This window comes from Aquisphaera insulae (assembly GCF_011064615.1).
Classification (GTDB): Bacteria; Planctomycetota; Planctomycetia; order Isosphaerales; family Isosphaeraceae; genus Aquisphaera; species Aquisphaera insulae.
The window spans coordinates 35,821-54,632 of sequence record NZ_JAALJH010000043.1 but is presented as its reverse complement, the minus strand read 5'-3'; the positions used below and the strand labels follow the sequence as shown (position 1 = coordinate 54,632).

Annotated in this window: 18 protein-coding genes; 16 read left to right on the top strand and 2 right to left on the bottom strand. The window is 68.0% G+C overall.

Annotated elements, in window-relative coordinates; translation table 11 throughout:
• The first annotated feature begins 5 nt into the window (after positions 1 to 5).
• The 15 genes from G6O54_RS21240 to G6O54_RS21170 all read left to right on the top strand — a co-directional run bounded on the left by G6O54_RS21240 (position 6) and on the right by G6O54_RS21170 (position 16,064).
• Entirely contained in the window at positions 6 to 236 is a 231-nt protein-coding gene (locus G6O54_RS21240) for a CCE_0567 family metalloprotein (RefSeq protein WP_165227750.1), read from the top strand.
• Positions 233 to 529, top strand: a complete 297-nt coding sequence (gene fdxB / locus G6O54_RS21235; RefSeq protein ID WP_165227748.1) for a ferredoxin III, nif-specific — start codon at positions 233 to 235, stop codon at positions 527 to 529. The genes G6O54_RS21240 and fdxB overlap by 4 nt, the downstream gene beginning before the upstream one ends.
• A 599-nt stretch (positions 530 to 1,128) precedes the next feature.
• On the top strand, positions 1,129 to 2,046 hold the full coding sequence (gene nifU / locus G6O54_RS21230) for a Fe-S cluster assembly protein NifU (protein WP_165227746.1): 918 nt from the start codon (positions 1,129 to 1,131) through the stop codon (positions 2,044 to 2,046).
• A complete protein-coding gene (nifS, locus tag G6O54_RS21225) occupies positions 2,039 to 3,256 on the top strand; it encodes a cysteine desulfurase NifS (RefSeq protein ID WP_165227744.1) in 1,218 nt (405 codons plus the stop codon). The genes nifU and nifS overlap by 8 nt, the downstream gene beginning before the upstream one ends.
• A 14-nt stretch (positions 3,257 to 3,270) precedes the next feature.
• On the top strand, positions 3,271 to 4,482 hold the full coding sequence (nifV, locus tag G6O54_RS21220) for a homocitrate synthase (protein ID WP_205678966.1): 1,212 nt from the start codon (positions 3,271 to 3,273) through the stop codon (positions 4,480 to 4,482).
• A gap of 3 nt (positions 4,483 to 4,485) precedes the next feature.
• A complete protein-coding gene (gene nifW / locus G6O54_RS21215) occupies positions 4,486 to 4,842 on the top strand; it encodes a nitrogenase-stabilizing/protective protein NifW (protein ID WP_165227742.1) in 357 nt (118 codons plus the stop codon).
• Positions 4,839 to 5,300 (top strand): nitrogen fixation protein NifZ, encoded by a 462-nt coding sequence (locus G6O54_RS21210; RefSeq protein ID WP_165227740.1) that lies wholly within the window; start codon positions 4,839 to 4,841, stop codon positions 5,298 to 5,300. The genes nifW and G6O54_RS21210 overlap by 4 nt, the downstream gene beginning before the upstream one ends.
• The gene (locus tag G6O54_RS21205; protein WP_165227738.1) at positions 5,297 to 6,100 is read left to right on the top strand and encodes a HesA/MoeB/ThiF family protein; all 804 of its coding nucleotides are present in this window, start codon (positions 5,297 to 5,299) and stop codon (positions 6,098 to 6,100) included. The genes G6O54_RS21210 and G6O54_RS21205 overlap by 4 nt, the downstream gene beginning before the upstream one ends.
• An 863-nt stretch (positions 6,101 to 6,963) precedes the next feature.
• On the top strand, positions 6,964 to 8,499 hold the full coding sequence (gene nifA / locus G6O54_RS21200) for a nif-specific transcriptional activator NifA (RefSeq protein ID WP_205678964.1): 1,536 nt from the start codon (positions 6,964 to 6,966) through the stop codon (positions 8,497 to 8,499).
• 167 nt (positions 8,500 to 8,666) lie between these two features.
• Positions 8,667 to 9,605: a hypothetical protein gene (locus G6O54_RS21195; protein WP_165227734.1), complete on the top strand. Its 939-nt coding sequence runs from the start codon at positions 8,667 to 8,669 to the stop codon at positions 9,603 to 9,605.
• 40 nt (positions 9,606 to 9,645) lie between these two features.
• Positions 9,646 to 10,056: a PqqD family protein gene (locus G6O54_RS21190; RefSeq protein WP_165227732.1), complete on the top strand. Its 411-nt coding sequence runs from the start codon at positions 9,646 to 9,648 to the stop codon at positions 10,054 to 10,056.
• Between the two features lie 79 nt (positions 10,057 to 10,135).
• On the top strand, positions 10,136 to 12,391 hold the full coding sequence (locus G6O54_RS21185; RefSeq protein WP_165227730.1) for a TOMM precursor leader peptide-binding protein: 2,256 nt from the start codon (positions 10,136 to 10,138) through the stop codon (positions 12,389 to 12,391).
• A gap of 120 nt (positions 12,392 to 12,511) precedes the next feature.
• A complete protein-coding gene (locus G6O54_RS21180; RefSeq protein ID WP_165227728.1) occupies positions 12,512 to 13,843 on the top strand; it encodes a SagB/ThcOx family dehydrogenase in 1,332 nt (443 codons plus the stop codon).
• Complete coding sequence (locus G6O54_RS21175) at positions 13,840 to 15,048, top strand: nucleotidyltransferase family protein (RefSeq protein ID WP_165227726.1); 1,209 nt, start codon at positions 13,840 to 13,842, stop codon at positions 15,046 to 15,048. The genes G6O54_RS21180 and G6O54_RS21175 overlap by 4 nt, the downstream gene beginning before the upstream one ends.
• A 62-nt stretch (positions 15,049 to 15,110) precedes the next feature.
• On the top strand, positions 15,111 to 16,064 hold the full coding sequence (locus tag G6O54_RS21170) for an aldo/keto reductase (protein WP_165227724.1): 954 nt from the start codon (positions 15,111 to 15,113) through the stop codon (positions 16,062 to 16,064).
• Between the two features lie 44 nt (positions 16,065 to 16,108).
• Here G6O54_RS21170 and G6O54_RS21165 read toward each other — a convergent pair whose 3' ends face one another.
• Positions 16,109 to 17,401, bottom strand: a complete 1,293-nt coding sequence (locus tag G6O54_RS21165) for a hemolysin family protein (RefSeq protein WP_165227722.1) — start codon at positions 17,399 to 17,401, stop codon at positions 16,109 to 16,111.
• A gap of 158 nt (positions 17,402 to 17,559) precedes the next feature.
• Entirely contained in the window at positions 17,560 to 17,799 is a 240-nt protein-coding gene (locus G6O54_RS21160; RefSeq protein WP_165227720.1) for a hypothetical protein, read from the bottom strand.
• 380 nt (positions 17,800 to 18,179) lie between these two features.
• On the opposite strand from G6O54_RS21160, the gene G6O54_RS21155 reads away from it, so the two are divergent.
• A complete protein-coding gene (locus G6O54_RS21155; RefSeq protein ID WP_165227718.1) occupies positions 18,180 to 18,689 on the top strand; it encodes a DUF4177 domain-containing protein in 510 nt (169 codons plus the stop codon).
• Positions 18,690 to 18,812: the final 123 nt, after the last annotated feature.

Here is an 18,812-nt window from a genome sequence, read left to right as displayed (position 1 = left end):
CATTCATGACGCGCGATGAGATCATCCGGGGCCTGGAGAAGGAAGTCCAGCGCCGCAAGCGGATCGCCGCCGAGTGGGCGGGCAGGATGCACGACCTGGCCGAGGAGCGGCTGCCCGAACGACTCGACGAGATCCCGTCGATCGCCGAGGGGACGCTCGCCGCCTGCCGGTCCTGGAAAGACGCCGTCGACGAGCTCTCGGCCGCCCGAGCCGCGGAGGAGGTCACCGCACCATGATCGCCACCCAGGTCACCGGCCGGACGCGAGGCGGCACGGAGTGGATCCCGCACTACGTTGCCTCGCTCAACCAGGCCCGCTGCATCGGCTGCGGCCGCTGTTTCAAGTCCTGCTCGCGCCAGGTCTTCACGCTGGTCGAGCGGCAATTGAACGACGACGACGACGACGATAGCGAGGAGACGCGCAAGGTCATGAGCCTCGCCAATCCGGAGGACTGCATCGGCTGCCAGGCGTGCAGCAAGGCCTGCCCGAAGTCCTGCTTGACCCACGAACCCCTCTCGCTCGCCGGCTGAACCACCCCGCTTCGATGGGCCCCACGATCTGGACCGCCCGGTCGCCAATCCAGGCCACCGGGCGGTCTTTTCGCGCGCCGCGTCGAACCATCCTCCGGAGTCGGGGCGGCCGCGGATCGAGGGGATGGCGCCGGGGCGAGCCCTCCCTGCCCCTCTCCGAACTTCGTGTGATGGACCTGCCCGCTGGCGCCACAATCCTGCCTCAGGATCAGGCATCAAACCACTGTGATTCTGATGGCCATTGATATGATTTCCTAGGAATCTGGAGCGATGTCGTGGAATCTTCCCGACGCGACCGCCGGCGAGCGGATTGTCGCGTTTCCGACACGGCCATGGGCCGGGAGGCCGGCGGATCGGAAATCCTCTGGAACTCCGGAGCGTCGCAACCCGGACAAAGGCCGCCGGGCGGGTGGGGTTTGCGACAGCGGCCGATCGACCACGTTCGCCGCGGAAAAGGGCCGGAAAACCGCGCGCCCTGGGCGGTCGCGATTGGCACCCGGTTTGAGAATAGGGGCATCCCGTCGAGGCTCCGCCGGTCTCGTCGGGCTCTGTGCGAGCCACCCGGGATGGAGCGACCGCGAGTCAGGGGGGGGCCTGCCATGTGGGAGTATTCCGAGAAGGTCAAGGATCACTTCTTCCAGCCTCGCAACGCCGGCCCGCTCGCCGAGGCCAACGCGGTGGGCGAGATCGGGGCGATCGCCTGCGGCGACGCCCTCCGCCTGATGCTCCGGGTGGATCCCGAGTCCGACCGGATTCTCGACGCCCGGTTCCAGACCTTCGGCTGCGGTTCGGCCATCGCCTCGTCCTCCGCGCTCACGGAGATCGTCAAGGGGATGACCCTGGACCAGGCGCTCAAGGTCAGCAACCAGGACATCGCGGATTATCTCGACGGCCTGCCGCCGGAGAAGATGCATTGCTCCGTCATGGGCCGCGAGGCGCTCCAGGCGGCCGTGGCGAACTACCGCGGCGAGGAGCTCGCGGAGGATCATGAGGAAGGCGACCTCGTCTGCCACTGCTTCGGCATCCACGCCGGGCTGATCGAGGAGGTCGTGGCCTCGAACCGCCTCTCCACCGTCGAGGACGTCACCAACTACACCAAGGCCGGCGGCGGATGCTGTTCGTGCCACGAGAAGATCGAGGACATCCTCGACGACATCCAACGTCGGCGGGGGAACGCCTTCGACCCCCCCGCGGAGCCCGCCCCGGCGAAGCCGCTGCGATGGTCGGAGATGACCATGCCCCAGCGGGTCCGCCGCGTCGAGGCCGTCATCGACAAGATCCGCCCGCAGCTCCAGGCCGATCACGGCGACCTCGAACTCGTGGAGATCGACGGCAAGACGATCTACGTCACCATGCTGGGCGCCTGCAAGGGCTGCGCGATGGAGTCCGCGACCCTCGGCGGCGTCCAGCAGAAGATGATGGAGGAGTTCGGCGAGTTCCTCAAGGTCCTCCCCGCCAGCAGGATGAAGGCCGCTCCGGCGGAGCCGATGGCGATCGGAGGTGCGAGCCATGGCTGACATCTACATGGATAACAACGCGACCACGAAGGTCGACCCCCTGGTCGTCGAGGCCATGCTCCCGTACTTCACGGAGCAGTTCGGGAACGCCTCGTCGATGCACAGCTTCGGCGACCGCGTGGGCAAGGCCATCAAGGAGGCGCGGGCCCGCGTCCAGCACCTCCTGGGGGCGGCCCACGAGTCGGAGATCGTGTTCACGTCGTGCGGGACCGAGTCGGACTCGACCGCGATCCTCTCCGCGCTCAAGGCCCTGCCCGAGCGTCGGGAGATCATCACGACGGTCGTCGAGCACCCCGCCATCCTGTCGCTCTGCGACTACCTGGAGAAGCAGCTCGGCGACGACGGCTATGTCGTCCATCGGCTCAGGGTCGACGAGAAGGGGCGGCTGGACCTGAAGGAATATCGCAAGAAGCTGTCGGAGAAGACGGCCATCGTCTCGGCCATGTGGGCCAACAACGAGACCGGGACCATCTTCCCCGTCGAGGAGATGGCGGAGCTGGCGAAGGGGGTCGGCGCCCAGTTCCACACCGACGCCGTCCAGGCCGTGGGCAAGCTGCCCATCAACCTCAAGGACACGGCCATCGACATGCTCAGCCTCTCCGGGCACAAGCTCCACGCCCCCAAGGGGGTGGGCGTGCTCTATCTCCGACGGGGCACCCGCTTTCGCCCCCTGCTCCGAGGCGGTCACCAGGAGCGGGGCCGGCGGGCCGGCACGGAGAACTCGGCGTCGATCGTGGGGCTGGGGAAGGCGGCGGAGCTGGCCATGGAGCACATGGTCTTCGAGAACACCTGCGTGAAGGCGATGCGGGACCGGCTCGAGAAGGGAATCCTGGCCGCGGTCCCCAACTGCTTCGTGACCGGCGACCCCGACCATCGGCTGCCGAACACGGCGAACATCGCCTTCGAGTACATCGAGGGGGAGGGCATCCTCCTGCTGCTCAACAAGGAGGGGATCGCGGCGTCCAGCGGATCGGCCTGCACGTCAGGGTCGCTCGAGCCGTCGCACGTGATGAAGGCGATGAGCATCCCCTACACGGCCGCTCACGGCACCGTCCGGTTCTCGCTGTCGCGGTACAACACGATGGACGAGGTGGACCGCGTGATCGCCGCGGTCCCGCCGATCATGGCCCATCTGCGGTCGCTCTCGCCCTACTGGAACGAGGACGGCCCGGTCGCCGCCGAGGAAGCGTTCGCCCCCCGTTACGCCTGATCGGAGGTGACGTCGTGTTCGCCGATGAGATCGACGAGCCGCCGCGCGGGAGCACGGTCGTCCTGGACGACACGACCCTGCGCGACGGCGAGCAGTCCGCGGGAGTCGCCTTCACGCTCGAGGAGAAGCTGGCGATCGCCCGCGACCTGGACGACGCGGGGGTGCCCGAGCTCGAGATCGGCATCCCCGGCATGGGAGGAGCCGAGTGCGAGGGGATCCGGGCGATCGCCTCCGCCGGACTTCGCGCCCGGCTGCTGGTCTGGTGCCGGATGCGCCGGGAGGACTTGGCCGCATGCCGCGGGCTGGGCGTGACGATGGTCGACCTGTCGATCCCGATCTCCGACCAGCAGATCGACCGCAAGCTCTCCACCGATCGCTCCGCGGTGCTGAGGACGATTGCGGACATGGTGCCGCGGGCCCTGGACGAAGGTCTCGAGGTCTGCGTCGGCGGCGAGGACTCGTCGCGGGCCGACCCCGAGTTCCGGCTCCGCGTGGCCGAGGCCGCCGAGGCCGCCGGCGCCCGCCGTTTCCGGTTCGCCGACACCGTGGGGATCCTCGAGCCGTTCTCCACTCATCGGGCAATCCGGCGATTGCGAGCGGCGACCGGCCTCGAGATTGAGATGCACGCGCACGACGACCTCGGCCTGGCGACGGCCAACAGCCTGGCCGCGGTCCTCGCCGGCGCGACCCACGTCAACACCACGGTCAACGGCCTGGGCGAGCGAGCCGGCAACGCCCCGCTCGAGGAGGTGGCCGTGAGCCTGAAGCTGCTCCACGGCCTCGAGACCGGCGTCGAGTTCCCCCGCCTGCCGCTCGTGTCCGACCGCGTGGCGAAGGCCTCCGGCCGCCAGGTCGGCTGGCAGAAGAGCCTCGTCGGCGCGGGGGTCTTCACGCACGAGGCCGGGATCCACGTCGACGGACTCCTCAAGGATCGACACAACTACCAGGGCGTGGACCCCGCGCTCCTGGGTCGGTCACACTCCATCGTCCTGGGGAAGCACTCGGGGACTCGCTCCGTCGCGCATGCCCTGGCGGACCTCGGCCTCTCGGCGGGCCCGGAGGCTACGGCCGCGATCCTGGAACGGCTCCGTAACTTCGCCGACCGCACCAAGCGGCCCCCCACCGACGCCGAGCTCAGGCGCTGGCATGCCGTCGCCGTCCGGGCCGCGTCAGGCGGCCGCTCGCGCTCGTTTCGAGTCCCCTCCACCGTCCGCCAGGGAGCCTGAGCCATGGACCTCGATGAATTCGAAGACGAGCTCCAGGACCTGGCCAGCGCCGAGGAGTTCCTCGACTACTTCGCCGTCCCGTACGAGCCGTCCGTCGTCCACGTGAACCGGCTGCACATCCTCCAGCGGTTCCACGACTACCTGGCGCAGGACCGCGACTCCCTGCCGGGCGACCTCGAGGGCCGTCGGGGGGCTTACCGGGCCTGGCTGGCACGCGCCTATCAGGATTTCGTCGAATCCGACGCCCTGACGGAGAAGGTGTTCAAGGTCTTCCACGAGGCGCGGGGCGAGGCCTTCGTGCCGCTCTCCTCGATCGGCCTCGGGGGTTCGTCGACCGTCAACGGAGGCTCACTCCCATGATGCCCCGCTTCGACTACGGCGAGCTCGTCCGGGTCGTCCGGACGGTCCGCAACGACGGCACCTTCCCGGGCAAGGAGACGGGCGACGTCCTGGCAAAGGCGGGGAGCGTGGGCTTCGTCCGGAACGTCGGGACCTTCCTCCAGGATCAGATCATCTATTCGGTGCACTTTACCGAGGTTGATCTCCTGGTCGGCTGCCGCGAGGAGGAGTTGATCGGGGCCGACGAGCCGTGGGTCCCCGCGCAGTTCCTGTTCCGGGACAAGGTCGCCTCGCGAATCCCCCTGGCAATCGGAGGCGTTGTCGTCGTGGCCGCCGGCACGCGCGGGGAGGTCCTCCGCGTCCTCCGCGACCATCCGGGAGGGCCGGCTTACCATGCGTACTTCGACGGCCGTACTTTCCTCGTTCCGGAGTCGGCGCTCGAGCCGGTCGAGCCGGAATGCATGGAGCAGCCTGCATGATCCTGCCGAAACTCTCGAACGAGGAACGCGTCCGGTACGACCGGCAAATCGGGCCGGGGGTGCTCTCCGAGGAAGGCCAGCGCCGGCTCAAGGGATCGACGGCCCTGGTGACGCGGGTGGGGGGCCTGGGCGGCCCCGCGGCGCTCTCGCTGGCGATGGCCGGAGTCGGCACGATCATCATCGCCCACGGCGGCGAGCTCGAGTCGCCGGACATGAACCGGCAGCTCCTGGGCTCGGAGGCCGGCGTGGGCATGCCCCGGGCCGACCAGTTCGCGAGATATCTCCGGGCCATGAGCCGGTTCGTCTCGGTCGAGGTCATCGATCACGAACCCGATGACGAGGAGGCGGACATCCTGGCCCGCCGGGTCGACATCATCCTGAGCTGCCCGGCGGACTTCGAGCATCGACTCCGATTGAACCGGGCGGCCTACGACGCCGGCATCCCGTTCATCGACGCTGCCCAGTGGGGGATGGCCGGCTCGCTCTTCGTCTGCGACGGAAAGGACTCCCCATGCCTCGCGTGTGCGTACCCGGAGGAGCCCCCGTTTGAAGCCAGATTCCCGGTCGTCGGGGCGATCGCCGCGACGATGGGCAACCTGGCGGCGCTCGAGGCGATCAAGATCCTCGGCCGGGCCGGCATACCGTCGTGGGGCCGCCTGCTCGTGGTCGATGGCTTCCGGGGAGAGATGAGTCAGGTCCGGCTCTGGAAGCGAGCCGACTGTCCGGTCTGCGGCGCGCCGCCCGCGACCGGCGCGAAGATCATGACCTCGTCCCCGTCGACGAGGACCCTGGGCGTATGACGAGCGACCGTCCCGATGTGCTCGCCGGAGATCGCCAGGAGAGCCTGCGGGATGATCGCCGCGGCCCCGCCCGTCTGGCGCCGGACCGCGTCGATCGCGTCGTCGATACTCGACCCTCCGGGCAGGTCGAGCGCGGGAAGCATCTCTCCGCCGGAAAGGTATCGCCGGCCTGTCACCTTGACGTGTATCCGCATGAAGGAGTCCCCCTCGTCCATCGAGGTCGCTCGAATGCCCGCTAGCGTGTCTTGGTCAAGGATGATTTCAAGCGTCGTCGTCCCTTCGGGCGATCGCTCTCGCTTGCGATTTTCGCGCCGGTTCCCTCCCGCCGGGCCGATCGGCTCCCGATCGAGGCTCACGAGCCCGGCCGCGGCGGGTCCGGGGGGGCTCGGGCCGGCAACCGCCCCCGATCGAATCAAGCGGGCGTGCGCATTCGGTAGGCACGATGCCGCCAGATTGCCGTCGTCGTGGTCAGCTCGGAAGCCGGCCGACGCGACGGGCGGACGGTTCGACCCGTTCGGCCGCCGGGATTCGACGAGCAAATCCATCCGCCCCGCCAAGTTACAGATCACCCGAATGACCGCGGCGAAACGGTGCGCGGATTGCATGATGAAACCGTTTCGTCATGCCCCTCTCCCATGGATTGCACCCTCGCTGTCTCCGCCGTTCCGGGATGGCCGCCTGGCCCTCCTCGTGTTCGGCGAGCGAGTGAGGCGGGACAGGCTGCTGCGCTGCGGATCTCGAGCCCCGACCGGACGGCTCGCTTCCATGACAAGCCATGCGGATTCTCGTGATCGTCCCACCGATCGGCTCGGGGCCGGGATCGACGGAGACTCCCTATAGCCGGAATGGGGTTGCTTGCGTCCATGGACTGCAAGGACTGTCCGATCACCCTGGAGCTCGACACGCTCTTCAACGTGAGCCAGGTGCTGGCTCATTCCCTGGACTTGCAGCGGACGCTCTGCGGGGTCCTCCATGAGCTCCAGGACCGCGGCGGCCTGCGGCGGGGGATGGTGACGCTCCTCAATCCGGATTCGGGGGAGCTGATCCTCCGCGCCGTCCACGACGACTCTTCACGCGATCGCAAGCTCGACGACATCCGGTATCGGAGCGGAGAGGGGATCATCGGCCTGATCCTCGAGCAGGCCGAGACCGTGATCGTGCCGCGGATCGCCGACGAGCCCCGATTCATCAGCCGCCTGGGGCTCTATCAGCCCGATCTCCCGTTCATCGCCACGCCGATCCGGATGGGGGCCAAGGTCATCGGGGTCATCGCGGCCCAGCCCGACGTCTCGCCGCCGACCACGCTCCAGGAGCGGGCGCGATTCCTCGAGATGGTCTCGAACCTGGTCGGACAGGTCGTCCGACTCTCGTGGAGCATGGCCGAGGAGCGGCGGCACCTGGTCAGCGAGCGGGATCGGCTCCTCCAGGAAGTCCGCGTCCAGTACGGCTTCGACAACATCATCGGCCACACGCCCGTGATGCGCAGGGTCTTCGAGCAGATCCGGGCCGTCGCCCGCTGGACGACGACAGTCCTGATCCGGGGCGAGTCGGGGACGGGGAAGGAGCTGGTCGCGCGGGCGATCCATTACAACTCGATGCGAGCGGAGAAGCCCTTCGTCCGGCTCAATTGCGCCGCCCTGTCCGACCAGTTGCTCGAGTCGGAGCTCTTCGGCCACGAGAAGGGGGCCTTCACGGGGGCGGCCGACCACCGCCTGGGGCGCTTCGAGCAGGCCGACGGCGGCACGCTCTTCCTCGACGAGATCGGGGAGATCTCGCCGACGTTCCAGGCCAAGCTGCTGCGGATCCTCCAGGAAGGGGAATTCGAGCGCGTCGGCAGCTCGAAGACGCGCGAGATCGACGTCCGCGTGATCGCCGCCACCAACCGCAACCTGGAGGACGACGTGGCCTCCGGCAAGTTCCGCGAGGATCTCTACTATCGCCTCAACGTGATGCCGATTTACATGCCCCCGCTCCGTGCCCGACTCGAGGACCTGCCGGAGATCGCCCGGGCCCTGGCCGGGCGGATCGCCAAGCGCCAGGGCCGGCCCCTCCAGGTCACCGATGACGCCGTCCGAATGATGATGCAGTACCAGTGGCCCGGGAACATCCGCGAGGTCGAGAATTGCCTGGAGCGGGCCGCGGTGATGGCCGAGCGCGGGGTTATCGATCGCGACGCGCTCATCCTCTCCGGGCTGGAAGACAGCATCCTCGAGGGGGGCGCGACGGAGGGCCTGGCCGCGGACTTCAACGACCCCGCCCTCGACGAACGCGAGCGGATCGTGGCCGCGCTCGAGCATGCCGGCTGGGTCCAGGCCAAGGCCGCCCGTCTGCTCGGAATGACCCCGCGACAGATCGCCTATCGCATCCAGCAATTCAACATCAAGGTGCGGAAGATCTGAACGTCGACCGGCCGTCGTCCCGCCCGGTCGTGTTGCGTTCGCGGCACAGAAGTTCCGTCCCGGCAACTCGAGACTTCAGGTCCAATGGACGGACTTGAACATTGGAGGGTATTTCGCCATACTTTTTCAATCCCGCACTCATGCGAGCGACATCTCGGGGGCCAGTCATGGAATCCCGCCTCCACATCTCTCCCCGAGAATCGATCGTCCGGAAGCAGGCCCGACTCGACCGGATCCCCTGGGCGGGACGCATCGATTTCGCCTCGTTCGGGGCGCGGATCGGGATACGGGTGAGCGATCGTGCCGCGCTCGATCGTCTGCCGGAGCTTCTGCCGCCGTCCTGGTCCTGGTCGGGCGATCGACGTGTGGACAGGCTCTACTCCCTCGTGGTGGGACGTGAGCCCGGACGCCGTGGCGGGCCGGCCCACCACCTGTACGTGAACGGATACAGGCTGGCGAGGACCCGGAGCGCCGACGAGGTCGCCGCCCGGCTCCGCTCGGGCCTCGAGCTGAGCGTCTCGCGGAACGCCCGGGGCGTGGTCTTCGTCCACGCAGGCGTCGTCGGCTGGCGCGGGCGAGCCATCGTGATACCGGGCACCAGCCGGAGCGGAAAGACCACGCTGGTTGCCGCGATGCTTCGCGCGGGTGCCGAGTACCTCTCGGACGAATTCGCGGTCCTGGATCAGGACGGCCTCGTCCATCCGTTCCCGCGAGCCCTCGCGATCCGCGGGGGGCCAGGCCGCCAAATTCGCCGCTGCACGCCCGAGGATCTGGGTGCGACTTCGCATGCGGGCCCCTTGCCGATCGGGCAACTGCTCGTGACGAGGCATCGGCCCGGAGCGAGGTGGGAGCCCCGCGTCCTCTCGCCCGGGACGGCCGTGCTGGCGATGCTCCGGCACACCGTCCTGGCCCGAAGCCAGCCCGACTTCTCGCTGGCCGTCCTGCGACGTGCCGTCGGCGGGGCAGCCGCCCTGGGCGGCGTTCGGGGCGAGGCCGATGCCATGGCGGCCTCCGTACTGGCGAAGGATCGTGGCCGTCGTGTCCCCGCGCCATTGCCGTTCGAGTTTCCGCGATCCGACCTTCGCATGTCGGAGTCGCCGGAGTGATCACCCCCAGGATCGATAGCCCTCAACATGAGGTATCGCCATGAACCCGAGAGCCCGGCGCGACAATCTTCTCCTCGAGACGATCGGCGACGAGATGATCATTTATGATCGTCAGCGGAAGCTCGCCCACAACCTGAACAGGACCGCGGCCCTGGTCTGGCGAAGTTGCGACGGACTGCATTCCGTCCCCGAAATCGCCTCCCTGCTCCGCGAGCAGGTCGATCCGGTCGCCGACGATGATCTCGTCATGGTCGCCATCGACCGCCTCGGCCGCTCTCAACTCCTGGAGGACCACATCGATCGCACGCCCGAGGAAGCCCGGAAGTCTCGCCGCGAGGTGGTCCGAAAGGTGGGCAAGGTGGGCGTCCTCACGCTGATCCTGCCCGCGGTCACGACGCTCCTGACGCCGACGCCGGCGCAGGCGGCGTCCGGCGGTTGCGGTTCGAGCTGACGGCGACCGGACCGCCCGCGAGGGATGGCTTTTCCCGGCCTCGAAGGGTCAGCGGTCGAGCACCCGGAGTCGCGCATCGATGGCGAAACGACCGCGCCTGAAGGCTCATCTCCATGCCGAGGCACTCGAAGGAGAGGGCCTGATCCTGTTCTCCGAGGGCGCACACACCTTCGTCGAAGGGGCGCTGTCCGCCCTGGTCCTGCCCTACCTGGATGGCAGGTTCACACCCGAGGAGATCATCGTCAAGCTGAACGACCGGGCCTCGCGGCCGGAGATCCTCGCCGCGCTCCAGCACATGGAGGAGTGCGGATACCTCACCCACGGCGACCCGGTCTTGCCCCCCGGCGAGGAGGCGTGGTGGGCGGGGTTCCAGATCGACCCCGAGCTTGCGGCCCGTCGACTCGCCGAGGGACGCGTGGTCCTGCGCGCGATCGGGAATGTCGGGGTCGGACCGATCCGCGATGCGTTCCAATCCCTCGGCGTCCGGGAGGATCCGCGAGGCGCTTTCACAGTCGTGATCACCGACGACTACCTCCGCGGCGGGCTCGCGGAGATCAATCGAGAGTCGTTGGATTCAGGTCGCTCCTGGCTCCTGGCCAGGCCGACCGGATCCGAGCTCTGGCTGGGACCACTCTTTCAGCCCGAGATGACCGGATGCTGGGAATGTCTCGCGGGCCGACTCCGCACGAACCGGCCCTTCGAATCGCTCGTCCGATCGCTGAATCGACGTGCCGAGCCGATCCCGGTCCCGCCCGGCTCGACGCCGGCCGGGCTTCAGGTCGCCGCCAATCTGCTCGCGTTGAAGGTCTCCGAGTGGGTCGTACGAGGCGAGCTGCCGGACCTTGCCGGCCGGGTCGCCACCCTCGACCTCCGAACCATGCAAGGGACGACCCATCGGCTGGCCTGGCAGCCCCATTGCCCGGCATGTGGCGACCCGGCCGACGAGCCGGGACGAGGTTTCACGCAGGTCGAGCTCCGCAGCCGCCGGAAGCCCCCCTGGGCGAATGACGCGGCGCGATCCGTTCCCCCGGAGGTCATGCTCGAGAGCCATGCTCACCATGTAAGCCCGATCACCGGCCACGTGACCATGCTCGAGCGGGTTGGGCTGTCGACCCAGGGCCCGCAGCATAGCTACACCGCCGGCTACAATCCTGCGTTCAGGAGATCCACGCCGCGTTCGCTTCGGGAAGGGTTTCGGAACCTCTGTAGCGGAAAAGGGACGACGGACTTGCAGGCCCGCGCGAGCGCCCTCGGCGAGGCGCTGGAGCGATCCTCGTCCTGTTACCGCGGCGACGAGCCTCGAATTCGGGCGAGGTTCGTGGACCTTGCCCCGCGCGCCATTCACCCCAACGAGTGCATGCGCTTTAGCGAGGAGCAATATCGAGGGCGAGACCGCTGGAATTCCCGAGGCTCGCGGTTCAATGTCGTGCCCGAGCCGTTCGTCGAGGACGCGATCATCGACTGGACGCCGGTGTCGTCCCTGACGATCGGGGAACATCGCTACCTGCCCACGGCATTCTGCTACTTCAATCACCCCCGGCCGACGGAAGCCGCGTCCTGCGTCGCCTGCTCCAACGGCAATGCCGCGGGGAGCACGCTGGAGGAGGCGATCCTTCACGGATTCCTGGAGCTGGTCGAGCGCGACGCCGTCGCGCTCTGGTGGTACAACCGCCTCCGACGTCCCGAGGTCGATCTGTCCAGCTTCCAGGATCCGTACCTGGAGACCCTCGCCGCCTTCCTCCGCCAGCGAGGGAGGGATTTACATGTCCTGGACCTGACCTCGGACCTGGAGATCCCGACATTCGCGGCCGTCTCGAGGTGCGTCGATTCGCGGCCCGAGGAGATCCTCTTCGGCTTCGGGTCCCACTTCAGCCCGCGGGCCGCCGTACTGAGGGCCGTCACCGAGTTCAATCAGTTTCACCTGATGCTCTCGAACCCGAGCGTCGAGGATCCGTCCCGGCGGGGATTCGTCGGCGGCCCGGATGTTGAGGACTGGCTCGAGACGGCCACGATCGCGAATCAGCCGCACCTGGCCCCCGACCCCCATGCGCCGAGGCGCCGGCTCGCGGATTTTCGGACGGTCCGGTTCGATGATTTTCGGGACGATGTGCTGTACTGCCGCTCGCTCGTCGAGGATCGTGGCATGGAGTTCCTCGTCCTCGACCTGACGCGCCCCGACATCGGGCTCCCGGTCGTCAAGGTCATCGTCCCGGGGCTGCGCCATTTCTGGGCCCGCTTCGGCCCCGGTCGACTCTTCGACGTCCCCGCGAGGCTGGGCTGGCTGCCGGGCCCACTGGCAGAATCCGAACTGAATCCAGTACCCATGTTCATCTGAATTTCCAATCGTCCCGAGTCGTCCTCCATGGAACGCTCGCCCTGGCTGTCGATCGCCGCAGGAGTCACCATCTCCCCCCTCTCCGGGGGGGCGTGTCGGCTCGTCCGGGGGAGCGACTCGATGAGCCTCGAACCACCGCTGGCGGCCGGGCTTGGCCTCCTCGATTCGCCGGGTGCGCCGCTGGAAAGGCTGCTGCGACCGGACCGCCTGGGTTTGGACGTGTCATCGGACCGCTGGGCGGCTTTCCTTCAGGAGGCCACGGCACGCGGGTTCCTGACCTGTTCCGCGCGCCAGGGGGACCTGAACCTGGCGACCTTGCTGGCGATTTCCGACGGACTGGAATTGCCGCTCCGAGATCTCGAACTCGACCGAGGAATCGTGCTCTCCCGGTTCGCCTACAGCCGCCGGATCGAAGACCGGATCGTCCTCGAGTCGCCCCGGTCGTCGGGCCGGATCATCCTCCATCACTGGCTGGCCACGGCGATGGTGCACGAGTTGTCTAGTCCCTGCAAGGCCGAGGAGCTTGCGGACCGGATTCCATCCCTCTCGCCGGCCGCGGCCGCGGCGATGCTCGCCCTGCTCGTCGGTGCCGGATTCGCCGCGGAACCGTCCGAGGGGGCGGAGGTGGCGGAGGAGGAACGTCCCCCGCTTCAGTCCTGGGAGTTCCACGACCTCCTCTTCCACTCGCGAAGCCGCGCGGGGCGGCATGACGCACCCATGGGCCCGACGTATCGCCTCGCAGGTCGATCCGAACCGCCCCCGGCCTGCCGTCCCGGCCATGTCGGTGAATCGATCGTCCTCGAGCGTCCTGACCTCAAGCGGATCGAGCGCGAGGATCCTCCGTTCGCGGCCGTCGTGGAGGCCCGACAGTCGCGTCGAGAATACGTCGCGGTGCCCATCTCGGCGCGGGAGCTCGCCGAGTTCCTCTATCGCGTGGGCAGGATCGTCGACTATCACGACGCGATTCTCACGACCGAGCGCGGCCCGATCCGGATGGATTTTGCGTCCCGACCCTATCCTTCCGCCGGCTGCCTTCATGAGCTGGAACTCTACGTCACGATCCGAGCCTGTCGCGACCTGGTTCCCGGACTCTATCATTACGATGGCGAGGAGCATCGACTGATCCGCATCGCGGGACGCACGGGATACGTCGACCAGATGCTGGATCACGCCGCCCGGTGTGCGGGGATGGCGGCGAGCTCGCTCCAGGTCCTCATCACCATCGCCGCGCGCATGCCGCGCGTCGCCTGGAAGTACGAGTCGATCGCTTATGCACTCGTGCAGAAGAACGTCGGCGTCCTCTATCAGACCATGTACCTGACCGCGACGGCCATGAACCTGGCCCCCTGTGCGATCGGCGCGGGGAACTCCGATCTCTTCGCGAAGGCGACGACCATCGACCCCCACGCCGAACCCGCCGTCGGCGAGTTCCTCCTGGGCAGCAAGCCATGAGCACGATCCGGCTACGCCCCGGCACCGGTCGAGGGAAGGTCGAGCCGAATCCGGGCTTCCTCGACGACCGGGATCGCCTCAGGCCCGAATTGCAGATCCTTCGCGCCTGTTGCCGGCAGCGGTTCGACGACGGCCATGCGCGCGTCATTCGTTCTCTCTGCGAGCGACACGCGATCGATTGGGATCGCCTCTTCGTCGCGGCCACGGAACATGGCGTGGCACCGCTCGTCGGGCTCAACCTCGAGAGGCTGGATGAGCCCGATCGGATCGTGCCGAGGGCGGTAAGGCTCCGATTCGGGATCTCCTGCGTCGTCAATCGCGACGCGAAGGAACGAGCCGGCGTCGCGCTCCGCGAGTTCCTCGATTTCTGCGACCAGCATTCACTGCCCGTGCTCCTGATCAAGGGAGTCGCCCTCGATCGAGTCGTCTATGCGGCACCATTCCCGACCGTCTCCTCCGACGTGGACCTCGTCCTGGGCGTCTCGCTCGAGGAGCTTGACGCAACCACCCGCACCGGATTCTACGACCTGATCGGGATCCTCGGCAGGCGGACCGGCTGGGGCTGGGAATGCGAGTGGCTCGAGCATCACGACCTCACCTTGAACGGCCTCCTCCCGATCTGCTTCCGGACCATCTGGGAGGGAGCCCGCCCGGTCGATCACCTGGGCCACCGTGTTCATGTCATGGGCGCGGAGGACCTGCTCATCGCCTCCTGCATCGGTGCCTACCGCCGGCGCTTCGAACGCCTCAAGGCACTCTGCGATATCCGCGAGACGGTGATGCGATTTCCAGATCTTCGATGGGAAGACGTCTGGCAGAGGGCAAAATTGCACGGCTGTAGCGGAATCGTCCATGCGGGGCTCATCGCCACGGGAGCCACGCTCGGCCTCGACCAGGCTCCGCCGGAGCCTCCCAGGTCCGACCTGGGAGCCTGTCGGCGTCGCCTGATCCGGTTCCTGTTCGGGTCGGCCTGCCCGAATGGGCTCGATCGCGACGACGCTCGGGCGGCGACCCGCATCGACTTCAGGTTGCTCTGTCGGCTCATCACCCTTCGACGCGATCAGGTGGGTCCTGTTCTGGCTCGCTCACTGAGGAAGTTGGTCTCGAGCGTGCAAATCCGGGTCGATCGCCCGAGGTCGGACCGACCAGTCGGCGTCGAGACACCCGCGACGTCGTCAACGACGGATCACGACACTGAGGGATAGGTATCCTGGACCGCGGCGGTAAGATAGCGCAGGATCCACACGCACGACCCGGGGAGGATACGATGCTCAGACGACCACTTGGCCGATCCGGAATCTCGGTGGCCCCCCTCGCCCTGGGCGGGAACGTCTTCGGATGGACCATCGACGAGAAGACTTCATTCGACGTCCTGGATGCGTTCGTGGACGCCGGCTTCGACCTGATCGACACCGCGAACATGTACTCGGCCTGGGTGCCCGGCCATCGAGGCGGCGAGTCCGAGACCATCATCGGCCGCTGGCTCACCGCCAGCAAGAAGCGAGACAGGATCGTCCTGGCGACGAAGGTCGGCATGCCGATGGGCGACGGCTCGAAGGGGCTGAAGCGGGGCTACATCCTGCGCTCCGTCGAGGACTCGCTCGCGCGCCTTCAGACCGACCGCGTTGATCTCTACCAGTCTCACAAGGATGACGCCGAGACGCCCCTGGAAGAGACGCTGGGTGCCTACGATACCTTGATCAAGCAAGGCAAGGTGAGGGCGATCGGAGCCTCGAACTACGACGCCCGGCGCCTGGAGCAGGCCCTCGCGATCGCCGACGAGAACGGGCTGCCCCACTACGTCTCGCTCCAGCCGGAGTACAACCTGTACGATCGCAAGGGCTACGAGGAGGCCCTGGAGCCGCTCTGCCTGGAGCGCGGGCTCGGGGTGATCGGCTATTACTCCCTGGCGAGCGGATTCCTCACCGGCAAGTATCGATCGACGGGCGACCTCGGCAAGAGCCCGCGGGGCAAGAGCATCGGCTCGAAGTACCTGAACGATCGCGGATTCCGAATCCTGGAGGCGCTCGACGAGATCGCCGGGGCACGCGGGACCGTCCCGGCCGTCGTGGCCCTCGCCTGGCTGATGCAGCGGAAGTCCGTCACCGCGCCGATCGCCAGCGCGACGAGCGTGGAGCAGCTTTCCGACCTGGTCAAGGCGGCCGAGCTGGCGCTGACCCCCGAGGAGGTCTCGCAGCTCGATCGGGCGAGCGCGTGGTGATGTCCGGAACGGCCGTCGTTCGGACCGGCCGGTTCAGGCCGGAATCAGGGCCGCTCCCATCGGGGGGTCGGCCGGACGCGGACGCGGTCCACGCGGTTGTTCTCCACGTCGCTGACCTCGAAATGTAGGCCCGAGAACTCGAACGACTCGCCGATCCGTGGGAAATGCCCGAGCCGGGCGAGGACCAGCCCGGCGAGGGTCTGGTAATCCGTCGGGGGGAGGTCCACCAGGTCGAACATCTCGCGGAATTCGTCGAGGGGGAAGCGACCTTCCAGGACCCAGGATCCGTCCGGCTTCTGATGCCGGCGCCCCTCGTCGTCCTCGATGCCGTCCTTGGGTAGGTCGCCGAGGATGGCCTCGATGATGTCGTGGATCGTGATGATCCCCACGACGGACCCGAATTCGTCGAGCACCACCGCGGTATGCGTCGCCGACTTCCTCAGGGTCTCGAGGACCTGCGGGCCGCGAGTCCGCTCGTACACGAACGGGGGCAAGGCGAGATGGCCCCGGAGGCGGATCGAGGGGCCGTCCCCCCCCGGGCTAAGGAGGTCCTTGACCTGCACCACCCCGAGCAGGATGTCCAGGCTCCCGTCGCAGACCAGGAACCGCGAGTGGGCCGAGGCCATGATCTTCGCGCGGATGGTCTCCGGCGAGTCGGCCAGGTCGATCCACTCGACGTCGTCGCGGGGCGTCATCATGGCCCTCGCCCGACGATCGAGGAAGCGGAAGACCCTCTGGAAGATCTCGGCGTCCACCTCCTCGATGACGCCAGACCTGGCACCCGCCCAGATCAGCCGCTGGATCTCCTCCACGGAGATGTCGGGGCGATCGGCGGGAGCGGCGCTCGAGCCACGCAGGATTCGATCCACGGTCAGGTCGATGAACCGCGCGAGGGGGCCGAGGATCCGGCGAACCAGGAGGACCGGCCGGACCAGCATCCTCGCGATCCGCTCGGGGCGATGGAGTGCGAGCCGCCTGGGCAGGGAATGCGTGAGGACGAACGTGGCCGTCGCGAGCATGACGGTGACGAGCGCCGCGCCCAGGAGCACGCCTCGATCGCCCCCCTCGACGTCCCCCGCCAGGCCGACGACCTGGAAGCCGGCCAGGATACCGGCCGCCGAGAGGGCGACGACGATCCCCAGCCGCAAGGCCGAGAGCGTCGGGCCGGGCTCGATCCGGATCGCCAGGGCGGCCAGCGCACCCCGGTCGCCGCGGCTGGCCTGCCCGCGGAGCCTCCATTCCCGGGAGGCGAGGATCGCGGCCTTGAAGAGGGAGAACAGACCCGCAACGAGGAGGAGGATCGCGATCGCGAGGAAGCTTGTGAGGAATGCGGTCATCAGGCTCGCCGGAGGGTCGTCCCAAAGGCTCCGCAATCACCTCGGTCGGTTGCGGCGGGCGTCCGCGGAGCCCGGAGCCGCCGCGGAGACCCCATCATCTTAACCGCGAGCCCCTCGGCATGCCCCCCCGCTCCGTCCGCCCCGGGCACTTCCCCCGATCAATGCCTGGCATGCTTCAGGACCGCGACCGGGAAGAGCTCCGCCGTCCTGGGGAACTGCTGGCGCAGCGCATTGCTCGCCGACCAGGTACGGCCCGCGAGCGCGACGTGATAGCCGTTGCGGATCGAATCCCTCGCCGCCATCAGGATCGAGGCGACGGACGAGGACGCGAGGTCGCTCTCGTCCAGGAGTTCATCGATGATCGCGTCGAGCTGATCGAGCACCTTCTCGGAATCCATGGTCTACCACCGCCTTGAATTGCGACGAGGACCCGCCCACGGATGCAGCTCCGTTGACGCGTCAATGCCGGCTTGTGCGTTCATGCGGTTGATCATGATCGCCGCCCGCCGCGCGGTCAAGCGAGGGGCCTCCGAATCAACTCGGGTCCGGCGAGCATGTGGGATTTCCTCAACACCCCTTGGGGCACGCCGGCGGCCGCCGGGCCGGGGCGGGGACGGGCAGGCGGTTGGAACGACGACCCGCGCGTGATACGTTAGCGATCGGTCCGGCGGGGACTCGCGAGGAGTTCGCCGCCGGCCCATCGGCGAAGGGCGAGCCGCCGGCACTCGATCGCCGCCCTGCCCCGAGCCGCGAGCCCTTTCCCACGAGGAGGCCGGCCATGCCCGTCGTCGCGTGCCCGTCGTGCGGTGAGCGGGGGAAGATCCCCCCTTCCCTGGTGGGTGCACGGATCAAGTGCAAGAAGTGCGGCAACAGCTTCCAGGTCCTGGCCCCGCCGGCCGCCGCCGTCGCGGCCGCCCCGCAGGTCGCCGCCGCCGTGGCCGCGGCCGCCGAGGCGCCCCACTCGGGGATCGCCGTCGACGGCCTGGACGATTCCGCCTGGTCGGTCCAGGTTGAGCCGTCCATCCTGGCCCCGGCACCCGCCGCCGCCGCGGCCTCGGACCACGACCAGCACGCCTTCGAGGCCCACGGGCCCCACGAGACCAAGGAATACAAGTTCATTTGCTCTCGCGACAAGGTCTTCGAGGGGAAATTCGACCTCGCCAGGCTGGAGGATCTCCTGAACAACTACGCCCGCCAGGGCTGGTCGGTCAAGGGGATGTCCTCGCCGCACCTGAAGGACTTCGGCGGCAACTCCAAGGAAGAGATCGTCGTCCTGCTGGAGCGATAGGGCCGAACGCGATCGGCCTTCGACCGGGACAGCCTGTCCGCGTTCGTCCTGGACAGCCTTTCAGGGGCGGCTAGGATGGCCGATCGCTCCCTGTTAGAATGGGGGCGTGGTCCGGAGAAAAAC